Source organism: Paenibacillus jilunlii (assembly GCF_900102965.1).
Classification (GTDB): Bacteria; Bacillota; Bacilli; order Paenibacillales; family Paenibacillaceae; genus Paenibacillus_AQ; species Paenibacillus_AQ jilunlii.
In genome coordinates this window covers 247,521-273,361 of sequence record NZ_FNGM01000008.1, presented here as the reverse complement: position 1 = coordinate 273,361, position 25,841 = coordinate 247,521, and the positions used below count along the sequence as shown (strand labels likewise).

Here is a 25,841-nt window from a genome sequence, read left to right as displayed (position 1 = left end):
GCTACCGTTTCCGGTAGTTATCCCAGTCTAGAGGGTAGGTTGCCTACGTGTTACTCACCCGTCCGCCGCTAAGCCAGGTTGGAAGCAAGCTTCCAACAAGACTCCGCTCGACTTGCATGTATTAGGCACGCCGCCAGCGTTCGTCCTGAGCCAGGATCAAACTCTCCAATTAGGTTTTTCCGGGCGGTTACTTCACCCGAATCACTTCGAGGAAATAACCATCCGAAAAAGATATTGAAAAGAGCGATTGCTCATTTTGAAACATCTGACGAGAATAAAATATTCTCTAATTTTGGACCTCACTTGCGTGAAATCCTACTCACTCGTTGTTCAGTTTTCAAAGATCAAGCTCGCCAGCCATTAACTTGGCCGGAGTAATAATATATCATGTTCTACTCTATCAAACAAGTCGTAATATTTTCCAGCTAGCTTTGAACTCAGTTTGAACTCTTAAGTTCTGCTTGCTAGATTTATTACTTTACACTGTAACAACAGAAGGAGCAAGTATTAAAATATTCCATTTTATTATAAATGCTTCAGATCCTGTAACGGCTAGGGTTAACTCAATGCGTTATTCAAATCTTGAATCAGCAACTCGGCAGGCTCATGGCCTACAGCCAAACGGATCAGTGACTCAGGCATGTGCTGCTTTTTCAGATCCTGCTGATTGTAGCCATAGTTTGGAGAGATAATTTGACTTTCTGCGCTTCCCCAGGATACGCCGATCCGGATCAATTGCAATTTGTTGACCATTTGGCGGATTTCCTCGTACCCCGAATCCTTCAGTTCGAAGCTGAACAGGCCGGAATAGCCTTTGAACTGTGTGCTCGCCAATTCATGTTGTGGATGCGAAGGAAGTCCGGGATGATTGACTTTGGAAACCGCCGGATGCTCGGATAGAAACCGGGCTACTGCCAGACCGTTTTTTTGGTGGGCGTCCATGCGGAGAGGTAGCGTCCGAAGACCCCTTATCAGCAGCCAGGCTTCGAAGGGCCCCAGCGACCCGCCAATTAATTCATATTCTTCTTCGTATATACGATCCATAATGTGTTGGGAAGAAATCACTGCCCCGGCAACCAAATCATTATGTCCACCCAAGTACTTGGAGGCAGAATGAACAACGATATCGACCCCATATTCCAAAGGCTTCAGAAAGAGCGGAGTGGCCCATGAATTATCTATTATGGTACGAATCCCTTTGGACTTTGCAAGCTCTGTTATTTCCGGAATATTCACAATGTCGAATGTAAATGAGGTAGGGGATTCCATAAAGATAACCCGTGTCTGTGGTTTCAAAGCACCGGCAACGGATGATACGGACGTGGAATGCACGATGGTGTAACTTATATTGAACTTAGTCAAGTATTTGATCAGACTTACGGTGGTTTCATAAATATGCCCGACCAGAATAATATGGTCCCCTGCAGCCAAGCTGGACATTAAGGCGGCACTGACAGCGGCCATTCCAGAGGCAAAACATTTACAGGCTCCCCCCCTTTCCAGCCCGGCGAGCATTTCTTCTACGATCTGAACGGTGGGATTTTTTCCCCGCGAATAGACATAATGGGTCTTTTCATCATTGGCTGCCTCGGTATAATGATCGTAACTATTGAAGAAGAAAGGCGCAGTTTCATAGATGGGAGGGGCAGCAGCGCTCACAATATATCCTGATTCTTCCTTCATTCGGAGACAGATAAGCTGATCATTAGAGGAACTCAAGCTTGTCACCACTTTTCCAGATAGTTAAATACCATAACCTCAGTTTTCACTATCCGCTCCTGAATTATCCCTAGTTCCATACCCTTAACGCCAGCAAGGGTGCCCTTAACGCCGGATTATGCGGCGGTAGTGGCACCCGTGTCGACCTGTTTTGAATATATGGACAATTCAACCTGGACTATAGCCTGGCAGTAATTACGGAGAACGTTTCGATTGTATACTCAATTACACCGTGCTGTTGTCGTAGAGACCAATCAGCTCTTCGAAGGAGGAAATGATAACATCGGACCCCTTCAGCTCATCCTGGCGTCCGAAGCCTGCATAAGCGCAGCCGATTACCGTCTGCCCGTTGCCTTTGCCGGCCTCCACATCGGATGAACGGTCACCGACCATCCAAGCCTCCTTGATGCCGTGCTCATCCAGCAGGATGCGCAGCAGTTCGGTTTTGGTGGCAGTGCCCTGTCCGCCTGCGCTGTACAGGCCATCGAACAGCTCCTTCAGCTCATGTACCACTACAATGCTGTGAATGTAGTCTTCCAGTCCGTTGCTTGCTACGAACAGCTTGACTCCACGTTCATGAAGCGCCGCAAGTGTCTCGGTAACCTTAGGGTACAGCAGTGTGCCGCCTGCCTCCAGCCCCTCGACTTCCAGCTGCAGCAACAGCTCATCTGCACGGCGGTGTACAGCCTCATCGGCATCCGGCATGACATTCTTCCAGATTTGGGACAGCAGCATACCGAGACTGCTTAGAATCCGTTCCTCCGGTGGAGTGGGTCCTGCGTACAGGCCCTCCGCCCGCAAAATGTCAAACATTTTATGATAAGCGGGCAACAGCAGGCTTTCTGTCTGAAACAACGTTCCGTCCATATCAAAAATAATCGCTTCCGGCTTCTTCAATTTCGTGCTCATGTGATGATCCAGCCCTTCTGTAGTGTTCTGCATATGCTGCCTTCTTCGGGCACATGCTTTTGTCTCACGCCCTATAATATAGGATTTCAGGAGGTATTGTCCATGTTCACAAGCTTCTAGTGCTGCCGGGAGACCAGGCAATGCAAAAAGGACCAGAGAACAGCACCGTTAAGGTGTCTGTCCTCCAGTCCCCGCTGTTATAAAGCGCTGGATGCCGGTTGCTGATTATACGCGGTCGAAGCTGGCAATCAATTCATCCAGCACATCTTTGCTAACCATTTTGCCTTTGAAGTTAATGAGGTTTTCTGCACTGCCGGAGAAGATGCAGGTAGGCTCATATTTTCTGAGAATGATCTTTTCACCGTCGACAAAAATTTCGAGAGGGTCTTTTATGTCAATTCCCATCGTTCTGCGCAGTTCAATCGGAATCACGATACGTCCCAGTTCATCCACTTTTCTTACTATTCCTGTTGCTTTCATCACTATGCATCCTCCCTTAAAATAAACCCTTAATAATCTTGTGGTGTTAAAAGCTATCAATGCTTCTAATTAGTAGAAATGATTAACCTATATCTGCATTGTAAAGTGCTAGTTCTTTCCTGTCAATTTTATTTCTACATCTTTTGATATTTATCGACAAAATATTCGACAAAGTTCAGAGTAAATTCGACAAAATATTAAGCCAATCATTATTTTATCCAAAATCCACCCCAATTAACAGTTTTTATTTTTACAAAATTAATATAGGTGTTACAAAGCTGAATATTTCCGCAGCAAAAACACCCTCTCTCAGCAGATGAACTTGTCTCCGCTTCAGAAAGGGTGATTATTATGCGGTCGTTACTGAAGAAAACGCTGATTTTCTCGCCTATCCGGACTCAATCCTCAAATGACCGAAAATCCACGCTTGTTCAGGTCAAAGGATAAATGGCCCGGGAGCTTCTATTGGAGGAGGCCGGCGGGTATTACTACCCTGCGATCACAAGCCGTGCATCAAGCGTGAAGCTCAAATAGCCGGGCCGTCTTGCCCTGCGGGATCGAGACGGTCAGCACACCCTCGGACGGGTTCCAGCTCCATTCCGAATGATGCTGCTGAGGATATGCGCAGCTCACTTCTGCTGCCTGGCCTTGCAGCTCAGGAATCGGCAGCTTGACTGCTGCTGCTTCTCCGGCAATCCGCCAGACCGCCAGGTACCGGGTATCGCCATGGCGCAGGCCAAAGCTCACCCACTCGCCTTCACTGTCCGGCAGGCCCAAGGGCCAGAAGGCGGTCGCCTGCGGGATATGCACACGGATCGATTTGTAATAATCCAGCGCTTCCTTCACCAGTTCCCTGCGCCGGGGCTCAAGCTCGGCGAGATGGCCGCTCTGGTGCACACGGAGCAGCAGTGCATTGACCATGTTGAAGATAACCTCTTCATCATCGCCCTCGCGCAGCGGGTAGGACCACACTGCCGATTGCTCTGGCGTAAGAGCTGCCGGTGAACCGGCGGCAATCGCGGCATACTGCACGTAATCCTCCCGGTCGCTGGTGGACTGGATGCTGTGCCGGCTGAGCATGGCATAGTCCATGCGCATGCCGCCGCTGGAGCAGTTCTCGATTACGAGATCGGGGTAACGGGCAAAGATACTGTCCAGCCAGGCCAGATACGCCCGGTTATGCTGCAGCAGCCCGTCGCCGAAGCTGTCTGCATCTGTTTCCGTCCCGATGCCCGCGTTGATGTTGTAGTCCATTTTGATATAGCCTACACCATACTGCTCCACCAATCTTGAAATCACTCCGTCCGCATGCGCAATCACCTGGGGATTCCGGTAATCCAGCTGATAACGGCTGCGGTCCTTGACCCGCTTGCCATGGCGCATAAAGAACCAGCTGTCGTCGGTTTCCGTTAGCTTCGGACTGTTGATCCCCATGACCTCCAGCTCCAGCCAGAGTCCCGGAATCATCCCTTTGCTGCGGATATAGTCCAGCACATATTTAATCCCCTCGGGGAACCGCTCGGCGGAAGGCTCCCATTGTCCTACCCCATCCCACCACTCTCCAGGCGCATACCAGCCGGCATCGATGCAGAAGTATTCGCAGCCGACATCGGCGGCGGCATCGATCAGGGGCAGCAGCTTCCCGGTGGTGGGGCTTCCCCACAGACAGTTCATATAGTCGTTGAAAATAATCCGCAGCAGCTCGTTGTCTTCATTCGGACGGCGGATCAGCCGCCGGTAGGCAGTGAGCTGCTCTGCCGCGCCCTGAAAGCCGCCCTGCACTGCGCCAACGGCTACCGGCACCGAGGTGAATTCCTCTCCCGGGGCAAGCTTCAGCCACCAGTGGTTGTCATGCTCTGTCGGCCCGCTAACCAGCAGAGTAAGCTGGTCATACTGATCGGTCAGCTCCCAGTGCCAGGAGCCATTGTGCTCGATCTGCCAGAATAAGCTTGTCCCGCTCTCCTTGTTGTGCAGCACTGCCATCGGCAGCAGCTCTGCTGCCGACCAGGAGCCGGTGTTGCTGGCGGCGATGCGCTTGGAGCCGCGGTCGGCCAGATGGGACATGCCCAGCTCCGGCAGCCGGTAGGTCCTCCATTGCAGCTCGCTTTGCCAGCCGCTGTGAGCAAGGGTGACCTCGATTTTGCCGTTGCGGCCGCCGCTGCCCTCTTTGTCCACTCCGGTTAGCGCAAAGGTTGAGACATACTCCACAGCGGCTTCGCCAGTGCCTGTATTCTTTAGCACCGTCCAGCAGCGGACCGTCTGCACACCTGTATAGAACTGAAAATGCTGCTCTGCTGTTATACCGGTGACCGGGTCAACTAAACTGATCTCCAGCTTGCGGCCAAATGCATTTACGCTGTCGCTGTGTCCGCCGTACACCATCCGCAGCCCCGGATAGGAGGCGCGGTGCGTGCGTCCGTGATATTCATCCCGGTCCTCTCCCGTGAGCTGCAGCTCCAGCAGCCGGAACCCCGGTTTATTCTTCTCCGCAATGATTCCGTCCTGCAAAGGCGCTGCGCCAAAATGCAGCAGCCGGACGTCCTGCTCCCCTGTAATTTCAATGGTAAGATAAAGTCCATTTTCGGCAATTTCGATGCGCTTGCTGTCCATTATTTATTTGGCCTCCTGACAAATGTTGGTGTCTCTCCTGATTATAAGGCGTCTTTTGTATTCGTAACTTAATAATTTTAATAAGAGGTGCAATTGTGAGGAACAACGGAGGGGAATTTTGGAACTGGAAGAGCGGCAGCGTTCGCCTTTGTCTCCGGATTTCAACCGTGAACAACGGTCCAATTCTAGAAATCTGGAGACAACAGCGACTGGAAGTCCAAACATTCCCTGGAGTTGTGACTACTCACCTGCCCCCTTCTTTAAAACCAAGGTTACATACAAAAGACGGCCCCTCCGGTAAAATAATCTTACCTTCGAGACCGTCCCGGAATGGAAGCTATTCAGGTTTTATTGTTCAGCTGATCCGAATTGAATCCAGGCTTTTTGGATTTCGTCGATCGCCTGATCCTTGGTTTTGCTGCCGCCGATGTAGGCCTGCATCAGCTCGCCGAATTTCTGGTGGAAGGTATCCAGAGAATAGTTGACCGACAGGTCGCCGGATTTCTCGGTTTTGAGGATTTCTTCCATTTCCTTAGGCATTTGCAGGTCAGGCATTGGAGCATCCTTGATTGGCGGAATGACTTTGGCTACCGTGGAGAACCAGTTCTTGCCGTATTCGGAAGTATACAGCCAGTTGAAGAATTCAATGGTCTGTGCGGCTACAGCGGAATCCTTGTTAATGCGCAGCGCCTGATCGGCACCGGTGATAATCTGCGATTGCTCCGGCTTGTCACTGACCGGATAACCGGCGATGCCGAGATCGAAGTCAGGGGTAATTTTTTTGATCGCTTCCTCATCCCATGCGCCTTTACCGGTCATAAATGCCGCTTTGCCCAGGGCAAAGTCGCTGACTTCAGCATTGCTGTCGCGTTCCAGCGGCTTGTCTGTTCCGTGTTTTACCGTTGTGTCAATGAAGTTGAAGAAGTTGTTGTACAGTGCCGGATGATCCTTGATGGTGGTATCTCCGGCGATAAAGTTGCCTACAAGTGTCTTGGCATCAATTCCGGCGTCCGTAGCGGCTGCATCCACGAAGTGCTGGAAGATGTGCTTCCAGACCCACCACTCTTTATAGGCATTGGCGAACGGTGTAATTCCCTTGGCTTCCAGCTTGGTGATGGCATCGTCCATCTCGGCAGTGGTTTTGGGGACTTCGGTAATGCCTGCATCGGCAAGCAGCTTTTTGTTGTACATCAGCACGAACAGGTTGCCTTTGACCGGAAGTCCAAGCACCTTGCCGTCGGAGGAAGTCATATTCGAGCGGACCGCATCAGTCATTGCGGCAGCCAGCGGCTCATTGGTCAGGTCGGCACTGTATTCAGCAAAGGTATCAATATCTCCGCCGGCGGTAGTCTGAAAAACGTCAGGGGTGCTGCCTGCGGCAATTTTGGATTTGAGTACTGTATTGTAGTCGGCCTGCATAATTTCCAGGTTGATGGTCACGTTAGGCTTAACTTTTTTGTATTCGGCGATATACGCATTGAAAGCATCGGTGTACTCGGGAGACGCGGTGAACATATTAATCGTGACAGGTTTGGTTGAGTCGGTAGCCGGAGTAGCTGTATTGGCCCCCTCATTTGTCTCACCTGCGTTGTTAGCGGTATTATTGCCGTTATTTCCGCCGCAGCCGGCCAGCAGCCCCCCTGCAAGCAGCAGGCTCGCGGATAGAGCCATTATTCTTTTTACCTTCATGATGTTGCCCCCTTTTCCTTACGTTTCTTGTGGTCTTGGTGTTATTCTAAATAAAAAGAAAAAGGATAAGAATGTACATAAGTGAACTTCTGAGGGTAAAAAAGTGGGCTGATGTAACCGTTTCACTTTTCTCCCTCTGTCAGCTGCAGCCGAAATTCAGAAGGCGAACAGTCATAGTAATTGCGGAACGCCTTGCTGAAATAGTTCTTGTCCTTATATCCCAGCCTCTCGGAAATATCCTGGATTTTGAGGGCGGGGTCCGACAGCAGCTCCTTGGCCTTGTCCATTCTAACCTTTTGCACGTACTCATGAATGCCGTACCCGTACTGGCCCTTGAACAGCTTCATCAAGTATTCTCTGCTCAGGAAATATTTATCCGTGAACATCGATATTTTAATATTCTCGAAATAATGGTTATCAATGTATGCTTTAATATTTTCCAGTACACTGCTCCGGTCTCCGGCAAGCGATCTGCTGATTTCCCCCGCATAGACATCCAGAATGCTGCTGAGTACCGCCTCAAACTCTCCAAAGGAGGCAAAATCACCGCTGATGCCCAGCCCCCGCAGCCCTTTGCTCTTTCCGCTGCGCAGCCGTTCGGGGACGGCATCCAGCTCTAAAGCGATGTCTCCCAGCAAAATAATGAACTCCTGAACGGTCCGGTCTGCTTCGCCCAGGCTGAAATGCTCCGAGGATTTCCATTTGCGGGTAAAATCACTGAGAATACTCTTGGCATGGCCTGCGTTGCCGCTCTCCAGGCTGCTGCGGATCAGCGGCATCCGTCCTGTCAGGGACGGGCTGTCCTTAACTGCGGATTTCGTATATCCGCTATTCGAAACCGTGCTGCCTTTCAGGCTCAGCAGATCGGTCCCGTCCAGCGCGGCCTTGGCCAGTTCGTAGGACTGGGCAATCTCCGTAACATCGCTGTACGGCTGTCCAAGACCGCCCGCGCAAAGAATGCCGAACAGCTCCTTCAGGGTTGAGACCGTCTTCTTCATATGATGAAGCGAGAGAAAAGCCGCATCATCCCCATAGCTGCCCTTCAAGGTAAAAATAGCGATAAATTCCCGCTCGCTTCTCGGGCTGGCAAAGCTGAACGCTTCGAAATGGCCGCCGCTGTTCTCGTTGATCACATTGGTGACGGCAAAATGCAGCAAGTCCCGGTCCTCATGAAACCGGTCCCGGCGCACCTGCTCCAAATTAAGCATCCGCAGAACGCCTACCGCGAAATGGTTCCCCGGCTTGTCTGCACCAATCAGCGGAAGAAATGCTTCATTGGACTGGTTTTTGAAGCTGCGTTCAATAATCGACAGGTACATCTTCTCCTTCAGCTTCGGAAGGGACATGTTCAGGGTGATGTTCCGGTTGATGAACTCGCTTTCCCGCTTGCGTTTGGCCTCCAGTACATCGACTGCCTTGCGCAGCGCACTGTTGAGATCACTCCGGTTCACCGGCTTCAGCAAATAATCCACCACCTTGGAGCGGATGGCCTGCCGGGTATATTCGAAATCATTGTAGCCGCTGATCACGATCAGCAGCAGATCGGGAAATTCACGTTCTGCAATCTGCAGCAGCTGGCTTCCGTTCAGCTCGGGCATCTTCATATCCACCAGCGCCAGATCAATCTTGTGCTTCCGGAGCATCTCAAGCCCCATCCTGCCGTCTATCGCCTCCAGCACCTGATCCACTCCCAGGCCCTTCCAGTCCCCGAGGATATGAATGGCCTCGCGCAGCGGCTCCTCATCATCAATAATCAGTACTTTATACATGTTGTCCCAGCCCTCCCCGCGGTAACCGCATATCCATTCGCGTGCCATGCTCATCGCTGGCAATCACAAGCGCCGCCTCTTCACCGTATAAGAGCTTCAGGCGTGTGTTCAGATTCTTCAAGCCAATACTCTCGTTGTCTCCTTCTTCGGTCCCTTCGCCCCCGCGGTCCTCCCACTGGATCTGAAGCGAACTTAGCACCTGCTGGAGCCGTTTCTCCGTGATCCCCGGCCCGTCATCCAGCACAGAGATCACACTGTGGGCAGGTGTAATATGGGCTTCAATCCGGATGGTAACTGTATTGGACACCTTCTCCAGCGCGTGTTTAATACAGTTTTCTACCAGCGTCTGAATCGACAGCTTAGGAATCCTCAGCTCCAGCAGACTCTCATTCCAGTCGTATTCGACCTGCATGCGGCTGCCGAAGCGGGCTTTTTGCAGCGCCAGATAACGTTCAATATGCTTCAGCTCCTCCCGGGCCTGCACCACATCCCTGCCGCTGATGCAGTACCGCAGAGTGAGCGCCAGGTTGTCCACCATCTCGACAATATCATCATTGTCGTTTTTGAGTGCCTTGGTGGAGATGGCCTGCAGCGCATTATAGAGGAAGTGCGGATTGATCTCCGCCTCCAGTGCTTTTAGCACAGCGTTTTTCTCGACAATCTTCATCTTGTACCGTTCGTTAATCAGTTCGTTCGTCTTCTCTACCATCTTGTTGAAGTGCCTGGACAGGTAGGCGATCTCGTCATTACCCTCTACTGCGGCTTCGGCATCAAAGCTGCCGGTGCTGAAGCGCTTCATCTGCAGCGACAGATTCTTCAGCGGATTAGTGATTCTGTTGGAGATGAAGCTGACGAGAATTACGGACACTATCAGGAACAGCAGCCCGATCGAATAGCTCAATTTACGCGTCGTCGTCGCCGCTTCATAGATCTGCTTGTAGGGAATCGGCTTAACGAGCTTCCAGCCCTCTTTTTGACTGATGTCATACATGACCAGATACTTCTGCTCATTGTCCGACCAGGTCAGGCGGCCGCCTTGGGCCGGGGTCAGCTGCTGCAGCAGCCCCGCTTGTTCACTCTGCAGATAAAATTCACGGTCATCGACCGCAAACGGCTCATTGTCCGGACTGATATACATTAGATGCTCCCCTTCACTAAAGGGAATATCCTTCATAATCTCATTGGTCACACTGTTGTTGAAATACAGAGACAGGACGGCCTGCGGCTCCCGGGTCACAATCGAACGCAGCAGCCGGTGATAGCCCATGAAGCTTTTGTCGGAATTGATAGGGTAATCGCCTTGGCTCTCCTCAGGGGTCCTCTCCTTCAACAAGGACTGGTACGAGCGGTTGAAGGGACTGGCCAGCGCCCGCTTATACCACGGAAGATTCTCAATCGGCGGATGCTCTACCACACGGACTGTAATATTATAGTTCTCCTTGGTGACATAATAGTATTTGTGCTCCTTGATGACATACAGATAAATCGCTTCCAGATCACTGCGGGAAAAATAAAGATTCTTCAAATAATCCTCCACATACATTTTGGAACCATAATCCTCGGATTCATGCAGGATCGCGTAATTGAACTCATCATAAGAGATTTGCGGCAGCGACAGCTGGCCGATCCCGTCCAGATAACTCTCCAGATTGCGCCCGACCAGAAGCAGGTTGCTGCGGGTGCTGGATATACTGCTGTTCACCGATTCCTTGCGCAGCATCCCATAGGAAATGAACGTCAGTGACGTAACGACCAGAATAATAATGATCGTGAACAGCAGAATCAGCTTGTTGGCCAGACGGCGTGAAATCCGCTCCAGCACAGGCTCAAACAGCTTGTATAGGGTTCTTTTGATGATGCCGCCTCCTTCTGGCAAAGTTTACACGGAAATGTTCAGTTCACCTTTTTACCCCTAACTGTACTCTTAAATCCATTTTTGAGTATAGGGGTCTGCTCTATAATACACAATATAGACTAACCGGAATGGTTATGTGTGGCAAGCCAGTACCAGACTCCACCCTATAAATCCAAAAGAGGTGCATCCATGTTAAAAACACTCGGCAGAAGATGGCGCGAGAAATTAGATTTCGGGCTGTTCACACTCCCTGTTCTAATCTGTATCGCCGTTGCGTTCTACATTCCTTTTGTCATGACCATCCGGTATTCCATGACGAAGTGGAACGGAATCTCTAAACATCCCAAATTCGTTGGCCTGGATAATTTCCAGCAGATTTTTACGGGAGACAGCAACTTTGCCAATTCGGCATGGTTCACGATCAAATACGCGCTGCTCTACATTGTAATCGTCAACGTGCTGGCCATTCTGCTGGCCGTCCTGCTCGATATGAAGCTGAAGTCCACCTCCTGGCTGAGAGCGGCCTTCTTCATCCCTTATATTCTCAGCCTTGTGATTGTCGGCTTCATCTGGAAATTCATCTTCATGCAGGGTTTCAACTCTCTGGGGGAAAGCACAGGCTGGTCGTTCTTCGGGCTCAGCTGGCTGGGAACGCCGGGGCTGGCATTCATCTCGATTCTAGGGGTTTCCATTTGGCAGTCGATCGGTTTCTACCTGGTTATCTATATCGCGGGCCTGCAGTCTGTACCTGACGATCTTAAGGAAGCAGCCACGGTGGACGGTGCCGGAGCCATGAGAAGATTCTTCAGCATTACGCTGCCGCTGCTTGCACCCTCCATTACGATCTCGGTCTTTATGGCGCTGACCAACTCGATCAAGGTATTCGACGTAATTCTATCGCTGACCGGCGGCGGTCCCGGAGGAACTACCTACAGTATCGCTTACGATATCTACCGGGATACCTTCCAGAATAACCTATACGGATACGGAACCGCGAAAGCGCTTATCCTGTTCGTGGCTGTACTGGTCGTAACGATCATCCAGCTGACAGTCTTCAAACGGAGAGAGGTAGAGGCATAATGAAAACAAACAACAACAAAGCAGGCCGGATCATTCTCGAAGTGGTTCTGGTTATCCTCTCTCTTCTGTTCCTGTATCCGCTGTTCCTGACGATCATCAACTCGTTAAAAAGCTTCAGCGAAGTCATGACGGATGTTATCGCCCTGCCCAAGCATTTGGCGCTCAGCAACTACTCGTATGTCTGGAAATTCATCAACTATCCGAGGTTGTTCCTGAACAACTTTATTATCACCGGCCTAGGACTTCTGGGAATCGTGTTCATCTCGTCCATTGCCGCCTATAAGCTGGCACGGACCAAATCCAGACTGAGCGGAATCATCTACTTCCTGTGCATCATGCCGATGCTGATTCCGTTCCAATCCATCATGCTGACCGTGCTGCAAACAGCCAAGAACCTGAACCTCTCCGGGAGCACCTGGGGACTGGGGCTGCTGTACTGGGGATTCGGCGCACCGCTGGCTGTGTTCATCTATCATGGATTTGTAAAAGGTATCCCGACAGAGATCGACGAGAGCGCAACAATCGACGGGGCGTCAAGCTTCCGGCTGTTCTTCAGTGTCATCTTCCCGCTGCTGAAATCGGTAACGACGACCATTGTCATCATCGATGTCATGTGGATCTGGAACGACTTCCTGCTCCCGCTCCTAATGGTCAACGGATCGCCGGATACCAAAACGCTGACACTCGCAGCCTATACTTTCGTCGGACAGTACACCTCCGACTGGCAGTATGCGATGACAGCAATGGTAATGGCCGTACTGCCTTCCATTATCGTATTCATCTTCCTGCAGAAGTACATCGTTAAAGGCGTAGTGGCTGGAGCGGTGAAGGGCTGATATAGCTCTTCAAACACGGACGGTTATAGAAAAGCTGCATTTGAAAAAAAGCACCGCCTAAGCAGATCTCACTGCCTGGGCGGTGCTTTTTGAAGTTTGAGTTGTAGTCTATACAGCCAGGCATCTGGCGATGAACATAAGTACACCTGAATACAAGCTTACAAGCCGCCTAGTGTTCGGTTTGCGTCCCCGGCCAACTGCGCGTTCCCTGCCACTCATTACCTGATGTTTAGCTTCCACCTCAGTCAGCCTGTCGGGTCAGAGCCACCCGGTACACCGGAACCGCATTAACGCTGTTGAACACAGCCGTCGCTTCCCCGGTAAACTGCTTTTCGACCGCCATCGCGGCATCTGCGGCCACAGTCGTTATACCCCGGCGCAGCGGTGTGGTTTCGAGGATGATCTCCCCGCCCTTCAGAACATCCTGGAAGCGGGACAAGCCGATCTCCCATGGCGCACCGTTATAGAAATGATCATGGAAGAGTTTTCCTCCAGCAAAGGCATAACCCACATTTCCTGTGTAATCGATGCTCAGCAGCACCTCTTCCACGCCTTCCAGAACATCAGAAGCGAGCCCAAGGGCGATCTTGTGGTCATGAATCTTCCTGAATTCCAGCCCAACTTCCTTGGCCGGAAGCTCCAGGTCATAGCTGTGGAACCACTCCTCTGTGTGCTGTGCAAGGGAGCAGGCGGTGTTCGCCGTGATCCACTTGCCAGGCGCAGCCGGACCTCCGCTGTATTCCCGGAATGAGAAGCTGCTCTTGCCGCTGCTGAATAATTCGATGCCTTCCCCGGTCTGTACAGGCGGAATTTCCGAGAATATGATCCGCGGCAGCCCCCCTTCCTCCATCTCCCACAGCATGGCAGCTTCTTGGGCATTCATCGCATAGATGCGGATTTCCCGCGCTCCCTCCTGTGTAATACGGATCATTCCCGGGCGGTCATGGGGGATAAGAACCGTGTAATGGTTCCCGGCATCCATCTCCACGGTTCCGGCGTCAGCGGATACGCTGGTGATGCCCGTATGGGCATCAATCCGAAATTCTCCGTCCACCCCCTCCGGCATGGAGAAGAAGTAGGTGGCCGCCTCCGCAGACTCCACCAATGTCACCGGCTGGGCCGTAGCATAACGCAGGTTCAGACCATCCAGCGCAAAATTGAACGGAAAGATAAATGAGGCGTTTTTGCGGACGGTAAGCGAGCTTTTTCTTGGGAATTCAATCGTCTCCCCAGCCAGCCGGACGGCAAACCGGACATCCTCATGCAAATCCATCTCCACGTGGTCCTGGTAGTTGTTGACGAACAGGAACCCCGCGCTGCCGTCCGTGCGGACTGCATACCGCAGCGTATGCGCATCTTCAGGAGTGATGGCCTCTGCACCTTGAGGCAGGACTGTGGCCATCGGCGCCAGCCGCTCCCCGAACCGGTGGAAAAAATAATGCAGCGGCCGCAGCAGATGGGCCGAATCACGGACCTGGCCAAATTCACCGAGAGGAGCCTGAAAATCGTAGGTAATTCTGGGCGTAGTGCTTTCATTCAGGTAGCCTGTTTTCCCCACCGGATTCGTACCGCCATGGAACATATAATAGCCGACAAAATTGCACCCGCCTGCAATCTTCATCAGGCTCATCGCCATCACACTCTCCGGTTCCACCTGGAACCGTGACAGATACCAGGTCTGCATGCCTCCGCCCATCTCACAGCAGGCAAACGGATATTTGGTTTTGGCATATGGAGGATTGAATTCGCCGGTTTCGGCCGTTTCATTGTGATAATTCACGAATACATACTCCGGGGTCGGCTTCTGGTCTGGATTCTGCTCGCTAATGCTCCAAGGCGTATAGGCGTACCCGCCGTACAGCGGAAGCACCTCATCCTCCAGCAATGGCGCAGCCCCCCAGCCCGTACTGGTGTAAACCGGCGCAACCATTCCCGCTTCTACAGCATACTGCTTAAGCAGACGCATATGCTCGGAACCTGCCCCGCCCCCGATTCCGCCGCTGAGGTACTCGTCTCCTTGCTTCGCAGTCAGCTCCCACAGGGCCGCAGCGGCATTGAATTCATTCTCCAGCTGAATGCCGATCACAGGCCCTCCGTCCTTGAACATCTGGCCCGCTGCCTGCGCTCCAATCTCCTGGAACAGACGGCGGACATACCGCAGGTAGCCTTCGTCATTGGAGCGCACATCGAAGGAACGCCCGAACAGCCAGTCCGGCAGCCCGCCGTTGCGCACCTCTCCATGGCAGAACGGACCCACACGCAGGATGACATACATTCCATTCTGTGCACACAGCTCTACGAATCTCCGTAGGTTGCGGTTGCCCTGCCATTCGAATTCCCCTTCGATTTCCTCATGATGATTCCAGAAGATATAGGTGGCTACAATATTGATCCCGGATATCTTCATCTTGCGGATTTCGGTTTCCCAGCTGTCTTCCGGGTAACGGGAATAGTGGAATTCCCCGCAGACCGCAAAATACGGCTTGCCGTTCAGCTCCATGTAGTAATTGGTGAAGCTGATCCGGTCTCCCTGCGGATTGGTTCCGCCCAGCTTCAGGGACGCCGGATAGATATCTTTTGGGGCAATGCCCGCCTGAATGATGTATGTCATATTCAATTCCTCCTTGATTTACAGGAACAAAACAGCTATGCCATCCTTGACTGAATAGATTTTTAGTTTTGCTATGCCTGGAGAACCCTTTATCCATCCTTCGGCGATTCTAAGTGGAAAAAGGTTAACTAATTTGCCCCAGTACTCTGTTCTCCGCAGGTTAAGTGGAAAAAGGTTAACTGATTCAGCTCATTTCGCTCTTACCGAAGTAATATGATCCAATTAAGCTCCCTTTTTCCACTTAAAATACTCAATTATTCATTTTCAGGTAAAATAAGTACCCTTTTTCCACTTAGAATTGCTCGCCTGCGTCTTCGCACGCGCTAGTTGGTTAAAGGCTCTCGAATCCGGCTAATTTTCACCTTTTGGGTGAATTTGCTGAAATTCGCGTCTACTTATCCCCTGCTTTACACATACCTTATCAACAAGAAAGGGAAATCATAAAATTCCCTCTACAGTAAAGAAGCTGCCCCAAAGCCCATGCTTTGGAGCAGCCCCGGAAGCCGTTACATAAACCTCACTCTTATTCGGCTATTATTTTTGTGCTGCCAGGAAAGCATCGATTTGGGCTTGCATTTCAGTCTGGACCTTATCAATGCCTGCGGATTTCAGCTGCTTGATCAGGTCGGCCTGGCCTTTCTCAACATCGTCGATCAACCCGTATTCCAGCGGGATTGCGTAGCGCAGCATCACATTGCCGATATTGGCCACTTCGTTCTTCACCGGAGTGGAATCGAAGACAAAGGTTTCCAGCGGGAAGTGATAGATACTGGACTGCCACCCGTTGAACATATCATCAGCTTCCTTCGGATACGCCGCATCTTGACGGTTCAGCGGGGAATTCCAGCCCCAGTTCGAGAACCCGGTGTAATTCGCAGCCGCAGGACCAGCCTTGTACTTGTCATCACCTTCAGGGATGTAGTTGGTTCCGGCAATGCCGTACATCGTCAAGTCGTGAATTTCCTTGTCATTTTGCAGCAGATCGATCAGCATCAGGGAACGTTCTGCGTTCTTAGAAGTAGCATGGATGGACATGCCGTTCTGTGTTGAGATAGCGGCGATTTTTTTCTTATCCGGTGTGAGGTCGGCAATCCCCAGCTCCACATCCGGTTTGTCGCGGCGCATTTCGGCAAGGTTAGCCGCCACAGTACCCAGGTTATGGGCATAAGAGGACACCTTCCCGGCTTTGATATCCTGCCATACATCGTTTTTGTTGCTGACTACGTTTTTGGACCAGGCGCCATTGTCGGCCAGATCTTTATAATATTTTAGCAGCGATGTGAACTCAGGAGTGTCATAAATGTTGAATATTTTGCCGGAAGCATCATCCAGCTTGTAAGCCAGCGGCAGCAGGTTCGCATCCACCAGGTTGAAGTTGTTGTTCTGCTCCAGCAGAGTTTGGTCTAACTCATGAAACTTCCAGCCATCAGCAGGCTTAGCTCCGAAAGCGGTTATGCCTTTTTCTTCTTTAGCAACCGTTTTCAAGTAGTTGGCATAGGTTTCAGGACTGTTGATTTCCGGAAGATTGTATTTCTTGCGCAGGTCTTCACGGTACAGAACTACCTTGTCGGTAACCTCAACGTTGTTGTTTGGAACCATGTAGAGCTTGCCGTCCACTTTCGCTTGCTCCCAGTTCACTTTAGGCATGGCTTTCCAGGTTTGCGGCATGTACTTGGACAGCATATCATCTGTCAGCTCCAGGAATCCGCCCTTGAGTGCCTGATCGTTATAAAAAGCCCAGTTAGCTGTATACACGAGGTCAAAATCCTCATTGGCGGCAAACTTCAGCGGATACTTCTGGGTCCAGTCCGACCAGTCAAGGAATTCTGTTTCCACCGTAGCATTGATTTTTTCCTTCAATTTGGTGTTGAGCTCTCCGAATACCTTGTCGTAATCGCCAGGCTGGCCGCCGACCAGCAGCATTTTGAGCTTGACCTCTTTGGAGGTGTCAGGAGCGCCGGAATTCGCGGCTGCCCCTTCTGTAGCGGTTGTTCCGGCGTTTGTTGCTTCCGCAGCTGTATTGTTGTTGTTGCCGCCTCCGCATGCACTAAGGATTGTACCCAGTGCCATCATCGTGGCCAGCGTAACTGTAAGTTTCTTTTTCTTGTTTGTCATGACCGTTGTTTCCCCCTAATCGAATAGTTGGTTGGGTTATATATTGATAACCGGGGTGACCCGGGATTATCCTTTGACAGCTCCAACAGTGAGTCCTTGCACAAAATACTTCTGAATGAATGGATAAGCAAGCAGGATAGGTCCTGTAGCCACAATGGTCATGGCCATTTTCAAGCTTTCAGTAGGCAGATCGGAATTCACTACAGCTCCTGAGGCCATCATCGCCTTGCGCATACCATCCATATTGCCAAGCATTTTGTATAGATAATATTGAAGCGGCATTAATTCGGACTTGGAAATGAAGAGCAGCGCATTATACCAGTCATTCCAGTAAGCCAGAGCAATGAACAATCCAATGGTAGCCAGCGCAGGCTTGGACAAAGGCACAATCAGCTGCATGAAAATCCGGAAATCACCTGCTCCGTCAATTTTGGCAGATTCCGTAATGGCATCCGGGATGCTGCTCATGAACGATTTCATGACGATGATATAGAACACGTTCATCAGCATCGGCAGAATCAGCACAAGCAGCGTGTCTTTGAGGTGCAGGTAGTTGACGATCATCAGATACCAAGGTACCAGACCACCGCTGAACAGCGTAGTGAAGAAGAAGAAAAACGAGAAGCGCCCGCGCCATTTAAAATCACTCCGCGACAGTACATAGGCCGTCATGGATGTCAGAAACAATCCGGCCACGGTACCGATCAATGTAACAGAGATCGTCACACCATAAGCTCTGAGCATTTCAGCCGGGTACTTGAACAGCAGGCTGTAGGCTTCCGTGGAAAAGTTAGCCGGGATCAGCTGGAAGCCTTTCTCGATAATAGTGCTCTCCTCACTCAGAGAGGAGGATACCACCAGAATGAACGGGAAGATACAGAATATGGCAAGCACGGTAAGGGTCACGTATCCGACGATCGACAGCACCAGACGGTCTGTGTTGACACGCTTGCGCACCTTTGCAGGTTGAATTTTTGCAGTAGTTGTACTCATGGCATTCCCTCCTTTTCCTAGAATAGAGCACGGTCTTTATCGTATTTGCGTACCGCGTAGTTGGCCAGCATGATCGTTACAAAACCGAGCAGTGATTGATAGAAGCCTGCCGCAGCGGACATTCCAATCTCATTTGAGGTTGTAAGCGACCGGAATACGAAGGTATCGATAACGTCAGTGGACGAGAACAGCAGGCCGTTGTTGCCTACCATGTTGTAGAACATCCCGAAGTCACCCCGGAAGATGTTGCCGATGGCCAGCAGAACCAGAATGATTACCGTCGGGAACAGGTTCGGAATCGTAATCTTCATAATACGCTGGAAAATATTCGCACCGTCAATTTCGGCGGCTTCGTACATTTCGGTATCGATGCTGGTAATAGCGGCCAGATACATGATCGTTCCGTAGCCCAGTGTCTTCCAGGCAGACACAATTACGAGTATGAACGGCCAGTAAGCGGCTGTATTGTAAATGTCAATCGGCTGCATGCCGAGACCCTTCAGCAATACGTTAACCGTACCCACGTCGAAGTTGAACAAGTTATAGGCGATCGCTCCAACCACAACCCAGGAAATGAAGTAAGGCAGGAACAGCATCGTTTGTGTCAGCTTCCGGAACCATTTGCCCGCTACCTCGAACAGCAGGATCGCTGCAAAGATTTGAAGCAGGTTGTTTACAACGATAAATGCAATATTGTACAGCGCCGTGTTTCGGGTTACGCGCCAGGCGTCACCGGAATCAAAGAAGAACTTAAAGTTATCCAGTCCGTTCCACGGGCTGCCGAAGACACCGCCTGTGTAGTTAAATTGCTTAAACGCCAGTACAATACCCGCCATGGGCACGTAAGCGAATAACAGGAAAAACAATACTGCCGGAGTCAGCATGAAAAGCAACGATTTGTACTTCTTGACGTCATCCCAGAATCCGTGTTGTTTCTGTTTCATCTCGAATCCCCTTTCCATATCACCTTTCTCTATATCTTTATTATAGAGAAGCGCTTACTTGGTGAGGATTCAGCCCATCAACTAAAAGTAATACTTTTTCAACGATCGGTTAAAACATATGCTTCCCCAAATGTAAAAAACGTTGCCAGCAGCCTGTAACCCCGGCTGGACAACGTTTGGCGTGGCTAGATTTTGTGTTTTTTACGGTATTCCCCCGGGGTCATGCCTGTAGTCTGCTTGAACTGCCGGTTGAAATAGATAATGTTCTTGTAGCCCATGCGCTCGGCAATCTCATAGATTTTGAGGGTCGGGTCCCTCAGCAGCTCGGATACCCGGCAGGTCTTGCGCTCATTCACGTATTCACTGAAAGGCAGCCCGGATTCTTCCTTGAACAGATAACCCAGATAGTTCGGTGTGAAGTCGAAGTGGGCGGCCACCTCTTTTAACGTAATCTTCTGCTCCAGATGCTCCTCCACATAACGCATGATCTCATCGATCAGCTTGCGCTTCTGCCGCTGCCGCTTCACATACAGCAGCTCCGAAAGCTCAAAGAATCTGCGCCGCAGCCAGGAGAGGATGTCATGGATCGTCTCGAACTGGAACAGGATATCCGGCTGATGGGATTCCCATTGGAGCAGCTCATACAGATTCTCGTTCTGCTGCTGAAGATCCGCATGAAGCTTCGAGGTAATGCGGATGATCAGCTCATAGACCTCTTTTCTTCCGGCGGACGGGAGAACCTTCGTGAACAGCTCCAGCAGATGGTCATCGATCGATACAAGATCATACTGGATGATAGCCTCAAGCAGCCGCTCCACCGTTAATTCAATCTGCGTCCCGGGTGTTCCCCGTGTTGACGGCTGTGTAGTATCCCGGATCAGGCGGTTCTTGCCGAGCAGCCACTTGGCACTTAGCGCAGCCTGTGCCTGCCGGTAGGACTCGTGCAGTCCGGCCTCGTCCGCTGCACACCGTCCGACGCCTACAGTTACGGTACAGGGTGAAGATTCAGCCACCTTGCGGATCAGCTCCTCCAGCAGACTCAGAAAGCTGTCCTGCGGGAAGGATGACAGGATCACAAACCGGGTATGATGGACTGCAATCCAGGTACCCAGCTTGCCCTCCTCGACAAAGGCTTTAATCACACCGGCAATCCGCCGGGTGATATTGCGGGCGTCCTCCTCAGAGAAATCGCGCATTTTCCACTCCAGATCATCGATCTCCACGATTGCCGCCGCTGCGCCTTTTTGCAGCAAGGGAGTCAGAATGCTTTTCAGATGCGGCTCCGCTGAATCCGGCGAGGCCTCATCGAACCAGCGCAGCAGCAGCTCTTTGTTCACCAGGGACAGGGCTTCGCTGAAGGAGCGGTCCTGTTCTCTTTCCTGTTCCATTGTGGCGCAAAGTGTGCCCAGCATTTCGTATAAATCCTTATCCTGAACGGGCTTCAGTAAATAGCCGGAGGCATTGATCTCGATGGCTTCCTTGGCGTAACTGAAGTCTTCATGGCCGCTGATGAACACAATTTTGGTCTTCGGGCTTAAGGCCTTCGCTCTGCGGGCAAATTCGGTTCCGGTCATGATCGGCATCCGGATGTCGGACAATATAATATCAACCTGTGCTTCCTCCATAATTTTCAACGCACCAAAGCCGCTGCCCGCCGTGCCTACTACAGTAATATTAAGTCCGCTGGACAGCACTCTCCGGCGCAGCCACTCCAGATCCACCGCTTCATCGTCTACCAGCAATACATTGATGCTCATAATCGTAATGTTCCTCCTGTGTCCGTGCGGGCTGCGGATTACGGGGCAAACCCTTCATCCATGTCTTCGTTGACTTTAATCCCGGCGGGGAGCAGGAGCTTAACGGTTGTGCCTGCCCCAAAAAAGCTCGCAATGGTCACCCCGTAGTCATCCCCGTATCTGAGCTTGATCCGCTCGTTCACGTTCTTCACTCCATAGCCGCCGGCCTGGCTCGGTCCTTGCATCATTCGCTTAATGTCCTCAGCCCGCATGCCGATTCCGTTGTCGATGACCTTCAGCTCAATATTGTTGCCAACCCGCCTGCCGGTCAGACGGATGGCAATCGTCTCGCCAAACCAGGCATGCTTGAACACATTTTCCACAAAAGGCTGAAGCACCAGCTTGATGACCTGCAAGTGTAGAACTTCCTCTTCCACATCCACATATACCGTGAACGCATCGGCATATTTCACCCGCTGGATTTCAAGATACGTTGCGACCTGCTCCAGCTCCTTCTCCAGTTCAATGTAGACATTGCCCTGATTCAGAGTCAGCCGGTAGAAACGCGAGAGTCCCTGCACCATGCCGGTAACCTTCTCAATCTCCCCGAGATTGGCCAGGCTGCTTATCGTTGATAGTGTATTATAGAGGAAATGCGGATTAATCTGTGCCTGCAGCGCCTCCAGCTCCGCCTGTTTTTTCTGGATTCCCTGCACATACACGCTGTTGATCAGCTCCTGGATATTGGTTGCCATCACATTGAACGAATCCGCTATCTGCACGAACTCATCATTGCCGGAGAACCGGATGCGCTTCTGGAAGTTCCCTTCCTGGAAGGCACGCACCAGCCCCACGATCCGGCTCATCTTGCGTCCCGACAACCGTGCCACCACATATCCGATCACCGTCATCACCAGAAAGCTCAATGCGCATAACGCAAAAATCACACGGCCCAGCCTGCCCGCATCCTTGGTCAGATAGGTATCGGGTACCAGCGATTCAATGACAAAGCTGCTGCCGGGAATCTTCTCATGCAGACTGAGATAATCCCCGCCTGCATCGTCATAGTTCGCTGTCCCGCGCTGGAACAGAATATCGCCGGTAGTCTCTTCGGCAAGCCGGAGCGTAATTCCCTCTTCGAGAGGGAAGGTGTCAAAGCCCCCGAACAGGTCCTCAAGGGATACGGTAATACGCACGTAGCCGATCACCGTTTTGTAATCGCTGAAGTTGACCAGCCTGCGGATATGCGAAAGGTTATCCAGCTTCTGGTCTGTATCAATCTGCAGCCAGAGGTTGTCCCGTTTCGAATCCTTAAGGGACTGATACCACCCGCTGCCAGCGATATCCTTAAGCGGCAGAATGTAATAATCGCTGTCGTAGATCGGCTCGTCCAGATTATCACCGGATACAATGTTAAGGTCACTGTTAGGCGTATACAGCATGAAACGGATCTTGTTCCCGAACAACTGAAGCGGAGCGGTAATCTGGGGTACGATCTCATCCAGCATGGCCAGATAAATTTCAAACGGTGTCCCCTTCAGCTCAAGCGCGCGCTGAAAGGGCTGGCTCCCGAACAGATTATCCGACATCCGCTGAATCTCATCCATCTGATAGCGTATATTATTCCTGGCCTGTTCCATCCCCGTCCGGATGTTCGACTCGGCCATCTCCGTCCGGGAATCAGTCAGCATGGAATAGGAGATATAGCCGATGGTCACATCGGTCAGGAGCACAAGCAGCAGATAGGGAATCATCATCTTGTAGGTGAAAGGCATATATTTCTTCAGCTTGGGCATCACTTGTTGAACATCCTTCTGAATGGTTTTAGGTATGTCTATAATAACGTTCCCCTGTGAAGAAATAAATAGGCGGCGGCAAAAGTTCCGGGATGCCTTCTTGCGCCGGCTACCGCGCTATTCAAGTAGCTGCGGAGAAATCCAGCAGCACCTCTGCCGGTGCGAGTCCCGTGCACACTGCCCTTAGTGTGGCCGTTCCCGCTTCGGGAGCAGCCTGGATCAAGGCCAGGCACCAGCCATTGAATGCCCGGCGCACCGGCGATTTGTCCGGCTCATGGCTGCTGGGATTCCCGTTGCCTACACCGAGAAGAATACCGGCACCTTCCACTTCGAACCGGATTTCATGATCTGCTGTTGGAACCACATGCCCCAGCTCGTCCAGAACAGCCACACGGACCGGGATAGTATCCATACCGTCCGCTTGACCGGCCAGCCGGTCCGGGTACAGGCGGATCTGATACGGCTGACCTGCGGTAACCGCTTTTTTGACAGCTGCCTCCTTACCGCCGTTCCGGCCGGTGACCTTCAATTCTCCCGGCTCATAATGAACCACCCATGACAAATATCCGGTCCGGTCCACCTGCTGCTCACCCAGACTGCTGCCGTTCAGCATCAGCTCCGCTGTCTCGGTATTGGCGAACACACGTACTTCAACCGGTTTGCCTTCCGAGCCTGGCCAATTCCAGTGGGGCAATAGATGCACTATCGGCTCATCCTTCCAAACAGCCTGCATATAGTAATAGCTGTCCTTAGGAAAGCCGCAAGTGTCCATCAGCCCGAAATGCGAATTCACACAGGGCCACAGATAGGGGGTCGGCTCGCCCTGGTAATCGAACCCGGTCCACATAAATACGCCTGTAAGAAACCGGTTGTTCACAACATCACTCCACGCCTGCTGCGGGGTGCAGCCCCATGAAGGAATATTCGTGCCGTATTCCGAGCAGTAGCCGCGAACCGTGTCGTTCTCGTAGATGCCCCGGGTCGCTGTGTAGCTCGCGCATTCACTTCCAATCATCAGGCGTCCGGGATGCTGTTCATGGTCCCGGATATCCAGATGGTCCCGGTGTCCGTAATTGTACCCGGTAATATCCACAACTTCATTATATCCATTCTCATACCAGCCGTGGTTCATGGCCGCTGAGGTCGGACGCGTTGGATCCATCCTTTTCACGGTATCCGCCAGCGTCTTCAGCAGACGTCTGCCGGTCACGGTTCCTTCCAGCACCTCCTCATTTTCCAGATTCCAGATGATGACGCTGGGATGGTTTCTATCCCGGAGGAGCATCCGTTTCAGCCGGGACAATCCGCTGCGGCTGCTGTCCAGCTTGCGGTTCTCATCCATTACGAGCAGTCCGATCCGGTCGCAAAGATCCAGCAGTTCCGGGGTGGGTGGATGATGCGCACTGCGGTAGGCATTGGAGCCCATCTCCTTCAGCAGCTTCAGCTTATATGCAATCAGACTGTCAGGAAGCGCCACTCCCACTCCCGCAAAATCCTGATGGTTGCAGGTGCCTTTGATCAGCAGCGGTTCTCCGTTCAGGAAAAACCCCTCCTCCGGGTCAAAGCGGATGCTGCGGATGCCAAAAGGAGTCTCATACCGGTCCACCTCTATACCATCCACCTTCAGGATGGATACGGCTCTATAGAGATGGGGAGTCTCCGGGGACCATAAGGCCGGGTGCTCCAGCCTGAACCTCTGCTCCAGCTCCGTCTCTCCGTACCAGTCCGCAAAGGCCTGTACCGCCTCAGCGCAGACCTGCTCCCCGGAAGCGTTGTATACTTCCGTGTGCAGCGAGACCGCCCGGCTCTCAGTGTATTCATTGCAAATACGGGTGCTGATATGCACCAGAGCCTGCTCCTTCCCTGCTTCGGGTGTGGTGATATACGTTCCATATTCAGCCACATGCAGACGGTCCGTCTGCTCCAGCCAGACATGGCGGTAGATGCCGCAGCCTTCATACCACCAGCCTTCGTTCTCCACAGCCTCTACCTTAACCAGAATGACATTCCGGCCCTCTCCGCCATACCGGAGCACATCGGTCAGGTCATAGGAGAAGCCGATGTACCCTCCCCGGTGTTCTCCGATAAGATGCCCGTTGACCCAAACCGTGCTCAGGCCCGAAGCCCCATCGAAGGTGACCGTCCACTTACGGTCTGCCGCATCCGGGGGCAGCTCAAAGGTTTTACGGTAAAACCCGGTTCCGCCCGGCAAATAGCCGTGGCTGCCATCTCTTGAACCGAGTGAGGCATCCTGCACATACTGCTGCTCCACACACCAGTCATGCGGCAGGCTTACAGGCTTCCATTCCAGCTGCTGATGGCCCATGCCTTTATCGTTAAACGCGATATCCAGCCATTCCCCCTCCTGCAGGGAACCGCAGTCGGTAATCCCGCCTGTCATTCCGGCCTTAACGGCGTGAGGAATACGGATATCGCCTTTATAAAAACTCCAATTCTCATCGAACCTGCTTCTGCTTCTTCCTGCTGCCGTGCTCATCCTGCAACCGCCTCCTTACCAGACTATATTCACATTGTAGATGAGATTATTAGAGTGTAGTTAGCACAATGCTAATATGGAATAGCACAATCTGAATATGAGAGATCCGCTACAGCAAAAAAAAGCCCAAGCGATAGTCAGCTAACCGCTCAGGCTTTGGACGTTCTATTCAGTTCAATGGTGTTCCGACAGTGATCCGTTA

The 25,841-nt window shown here is 51.7% G+C and carries 16 protein-coding genes and 1 rRNA gene; 2 read left to right on the top strand and 15 right to left on the bottom strand.

The features are described 5' to 3' along the window. The 8 genes from BLQ82_RS16010 to BLQ82_RS15970 all read right to left on the bottom strand — a co-directional run. Positions 1-172, bottom strand: a 16S ribosomal RNA gene (locus BLQ82_RS16010); the annotation flags it as partial. Between the two features lie 386 nt (positions 173-558). Continuing rightward, positions 559-1,683 (bottom strand): trans-sulfuration enzyme family protein, encoded by a 1,125-nt coding sequence (locus tag BLQ82_RS16005; RefSeq protein ID WP_062524860.1) that lies wholly within the window; start codon positions 1,681-1,683, stop codon positions 559-561. Positions 1,684-1,944: 261 nt separating this feature from the next. After that, positions 1,945-2,661, bottom strand: coding sequence for an HAD family hydrolase (locus BLQ82_RS16000; protein ID WP_062524486.1), 717 nt, complete (start codon positions 2,659-2,661; stop codon positions 1,945-1,947). A gap of 192 nt (positions 2,662-2,853) precedes the next feature. Beyond that, positions 2,854-3,111 carry an AbrB/MazE/SpoVT family DNA-binding domain-containing protein gene (locus tag BLQ82_RS15995; RefSeq protein ID WP_039788503.1) on the bottom strand — a complete coding sequence of 86 codons (258 nt, stop codon included), beginning with the start codon at positions 3,109-3,111 and terminating at the stop codon, positions 2,854-2,856. Positions 3,112-3,621: 510 nt separating this feature from the next. Continuing rightward, positions 3,622-5,718 (bottom strand): glycoside hydrolase family 36 protein, encoded by a 2,097-nt coding sequence (locus BLQ82_RS15990; protein ID WP_062524488.1) that lies wholly within the window; start codon positions 5,716-5,718, stop codon positions 3,622-3,624. A gap of 348 nt (positions 5,719-6,066) precedes the next feature. Beyond that, complete coding sequence (locus BLQ82_RS15980) at positions 6,067-7,407, bottom strand: ABC transporter substrate-binding protein (RefSeq protein WP_062524489.1); 1,341 nt, start codon at positions 7,405-7,407, stop codon at positions 6,067-6,069. A 122-nt stretch (positions 7,408-7,529) separates the two neighbouring features. Further along, positions 7,530-9,176: a helix-turn-helix domain-containing protein gene (locus BLQ82_RS15975; RefSeq protein WP_062524491.1), complete on the bottom strand. Its 1,647-nt coding sequence runs from the start codon at positions 9,174-9,176 to the stop codon at positions 7,530-7,532. Further along, positions 9,169-11,052: a cache domain-containing sensor histidine kinase gene (locus BLQ82_RS15970; RefSeq protein WP_062524493.1), complete on the bottom strand. Its 1,884-nt coding sequence runs from the start codon at positions 11,050-11,052 to the stop codon at positions 9,169-9,171. The genes BLQ82_RS15975 and BLQ82_RS15970 overlap by 8 nt, the downstream gene beginning before the upstream one ends. 168 nt (positions 11,053-11,220) lie before the next feature. Here BLQ82_RS15970 and BLQ82_RS15965 point away from each other — a divergent pair, with 168 nt between their 5' ends. Both BLQ82_RS15965 and BLQ82_RS15960 read left to right on the top strand, forming a co-directional pair. Next, on the top strand, positions 11,221-12,111 hold the full coding sequence (locus BLQ82_RS15965; RefSeq protein WP_062524495.1) for a carbohydrate ABC transporter permease: 891 nt from the start codon (positions 11,221-11,223) through the stop codon (positions 12,109-12,111). Beyond that, a complete protein-coding gene (locus BLQ82_RS15960) occupies positions 12,111-12,947 on the top strand; it encodes a carbohydrate ABC transporter permease (protein WP_062524498.1) in 837 nt (278 codons plus the stop codon). The genes BLQ82_RS15965 and BLQ82_RS15960 overlap by 1 nt, the downstream gene beginning before the upstream one ends. Before the next feature lie 241 nt (positions 12,948-13,188). Here the strand turns inward: BLQ82_RS15960 and BLQ82_RS15955 are convergent, their stop codons facing one another. The 7 genes from BLQ82_RS15955 to galA all read right to left on the bottom strand — a co-directional run bounded on the left by BLQ82_RS15955 (position 13,189) and on the right by galA (position 25,639). Beyond that, positions 13,189-15,558 (bottom strand): beta-galactosidase, encoded by a 2,370-nt coding sequence (locus BLQ82_RS15955; RefSeq protein WP_062524500.1) that lies wholly within the window; start codon positions 15,556-15,558, stop codon positions 13,189-13,191. Positions 15,559-16,092: 534 nt separating this feature from the next. After that, on the bottom strand, positions 16,093-17,673 hold the full coding sequence (locus BLQ82_RS15950) for a DUF3502 domain-containing protein (RefSeq protein ID WP_062524502.1): 1,581 nt from the start codon (positions 17,671-17,673) through the stop codon (positions 16,093-16,095). Between the two features lie 66 nt (positions 17,674-17,739). Beyond that, positions 17,740-18,666: a carbohydrate ABC transporter permease gene (locus BLQ82_RS15945; RefSeq protein WP_062524503.1), complete on the bottom strand. Its 927-nt coding sequence runs from the start codon at positions 18,664-18,666 to the stop codon at positions 17,740-17,742. A gap of 17 nt (positions 18,667-18,683) precedes the next feature. Next, a complete protein-coding gene (locus BLQ82_RS15940; protein WP_062524505.1) occupies positions 18,684-19,610 on the bottom strand; it encodes an ABC transporter permease in 927 nt (308 codons plus the stop codon). Positions 19,611-19,795: 185 nt separating this feature from the next. Continuing rightward, on the bottom strand, positions 19,796-21,367 hold the full coding sequence (locus BLQ82_RS15935) for a response regulator (protein ID WP_074648288.1): 1,572 nt from the start codon (positions 21,365-21,367) through the stop codon (positions 19,796-19,798). Positions 21,368-21,405: 38 nt separating this feature from the next. Next, positions 21,406-23,142 carry a sensor histidine kinase gene (locus BLQ82_RS15930; protein WP_062524509.1) on the bottom strand — a complete coding sequence of 579 codons (1,737 nt, stop codon included), beginning with the start codon at positions 23,140-23,142 and terminating at the stop codon, positions 21,406-21,408. A 121-nt stretch (positions 23,143-23,263) separates the two neighbouring features. Next, a complete protein-coding gene (galA, locus tag BLQ82_RS15925; protein WP_062524513.1) occupies positions 23,264-25,639 on the bottom strand; it encodes a beta-galactosidase GalA in 2,376 nt (791 codons plus the stop codon). Positions 25,640-25,841: the final 202 nt, after the last annotated feature.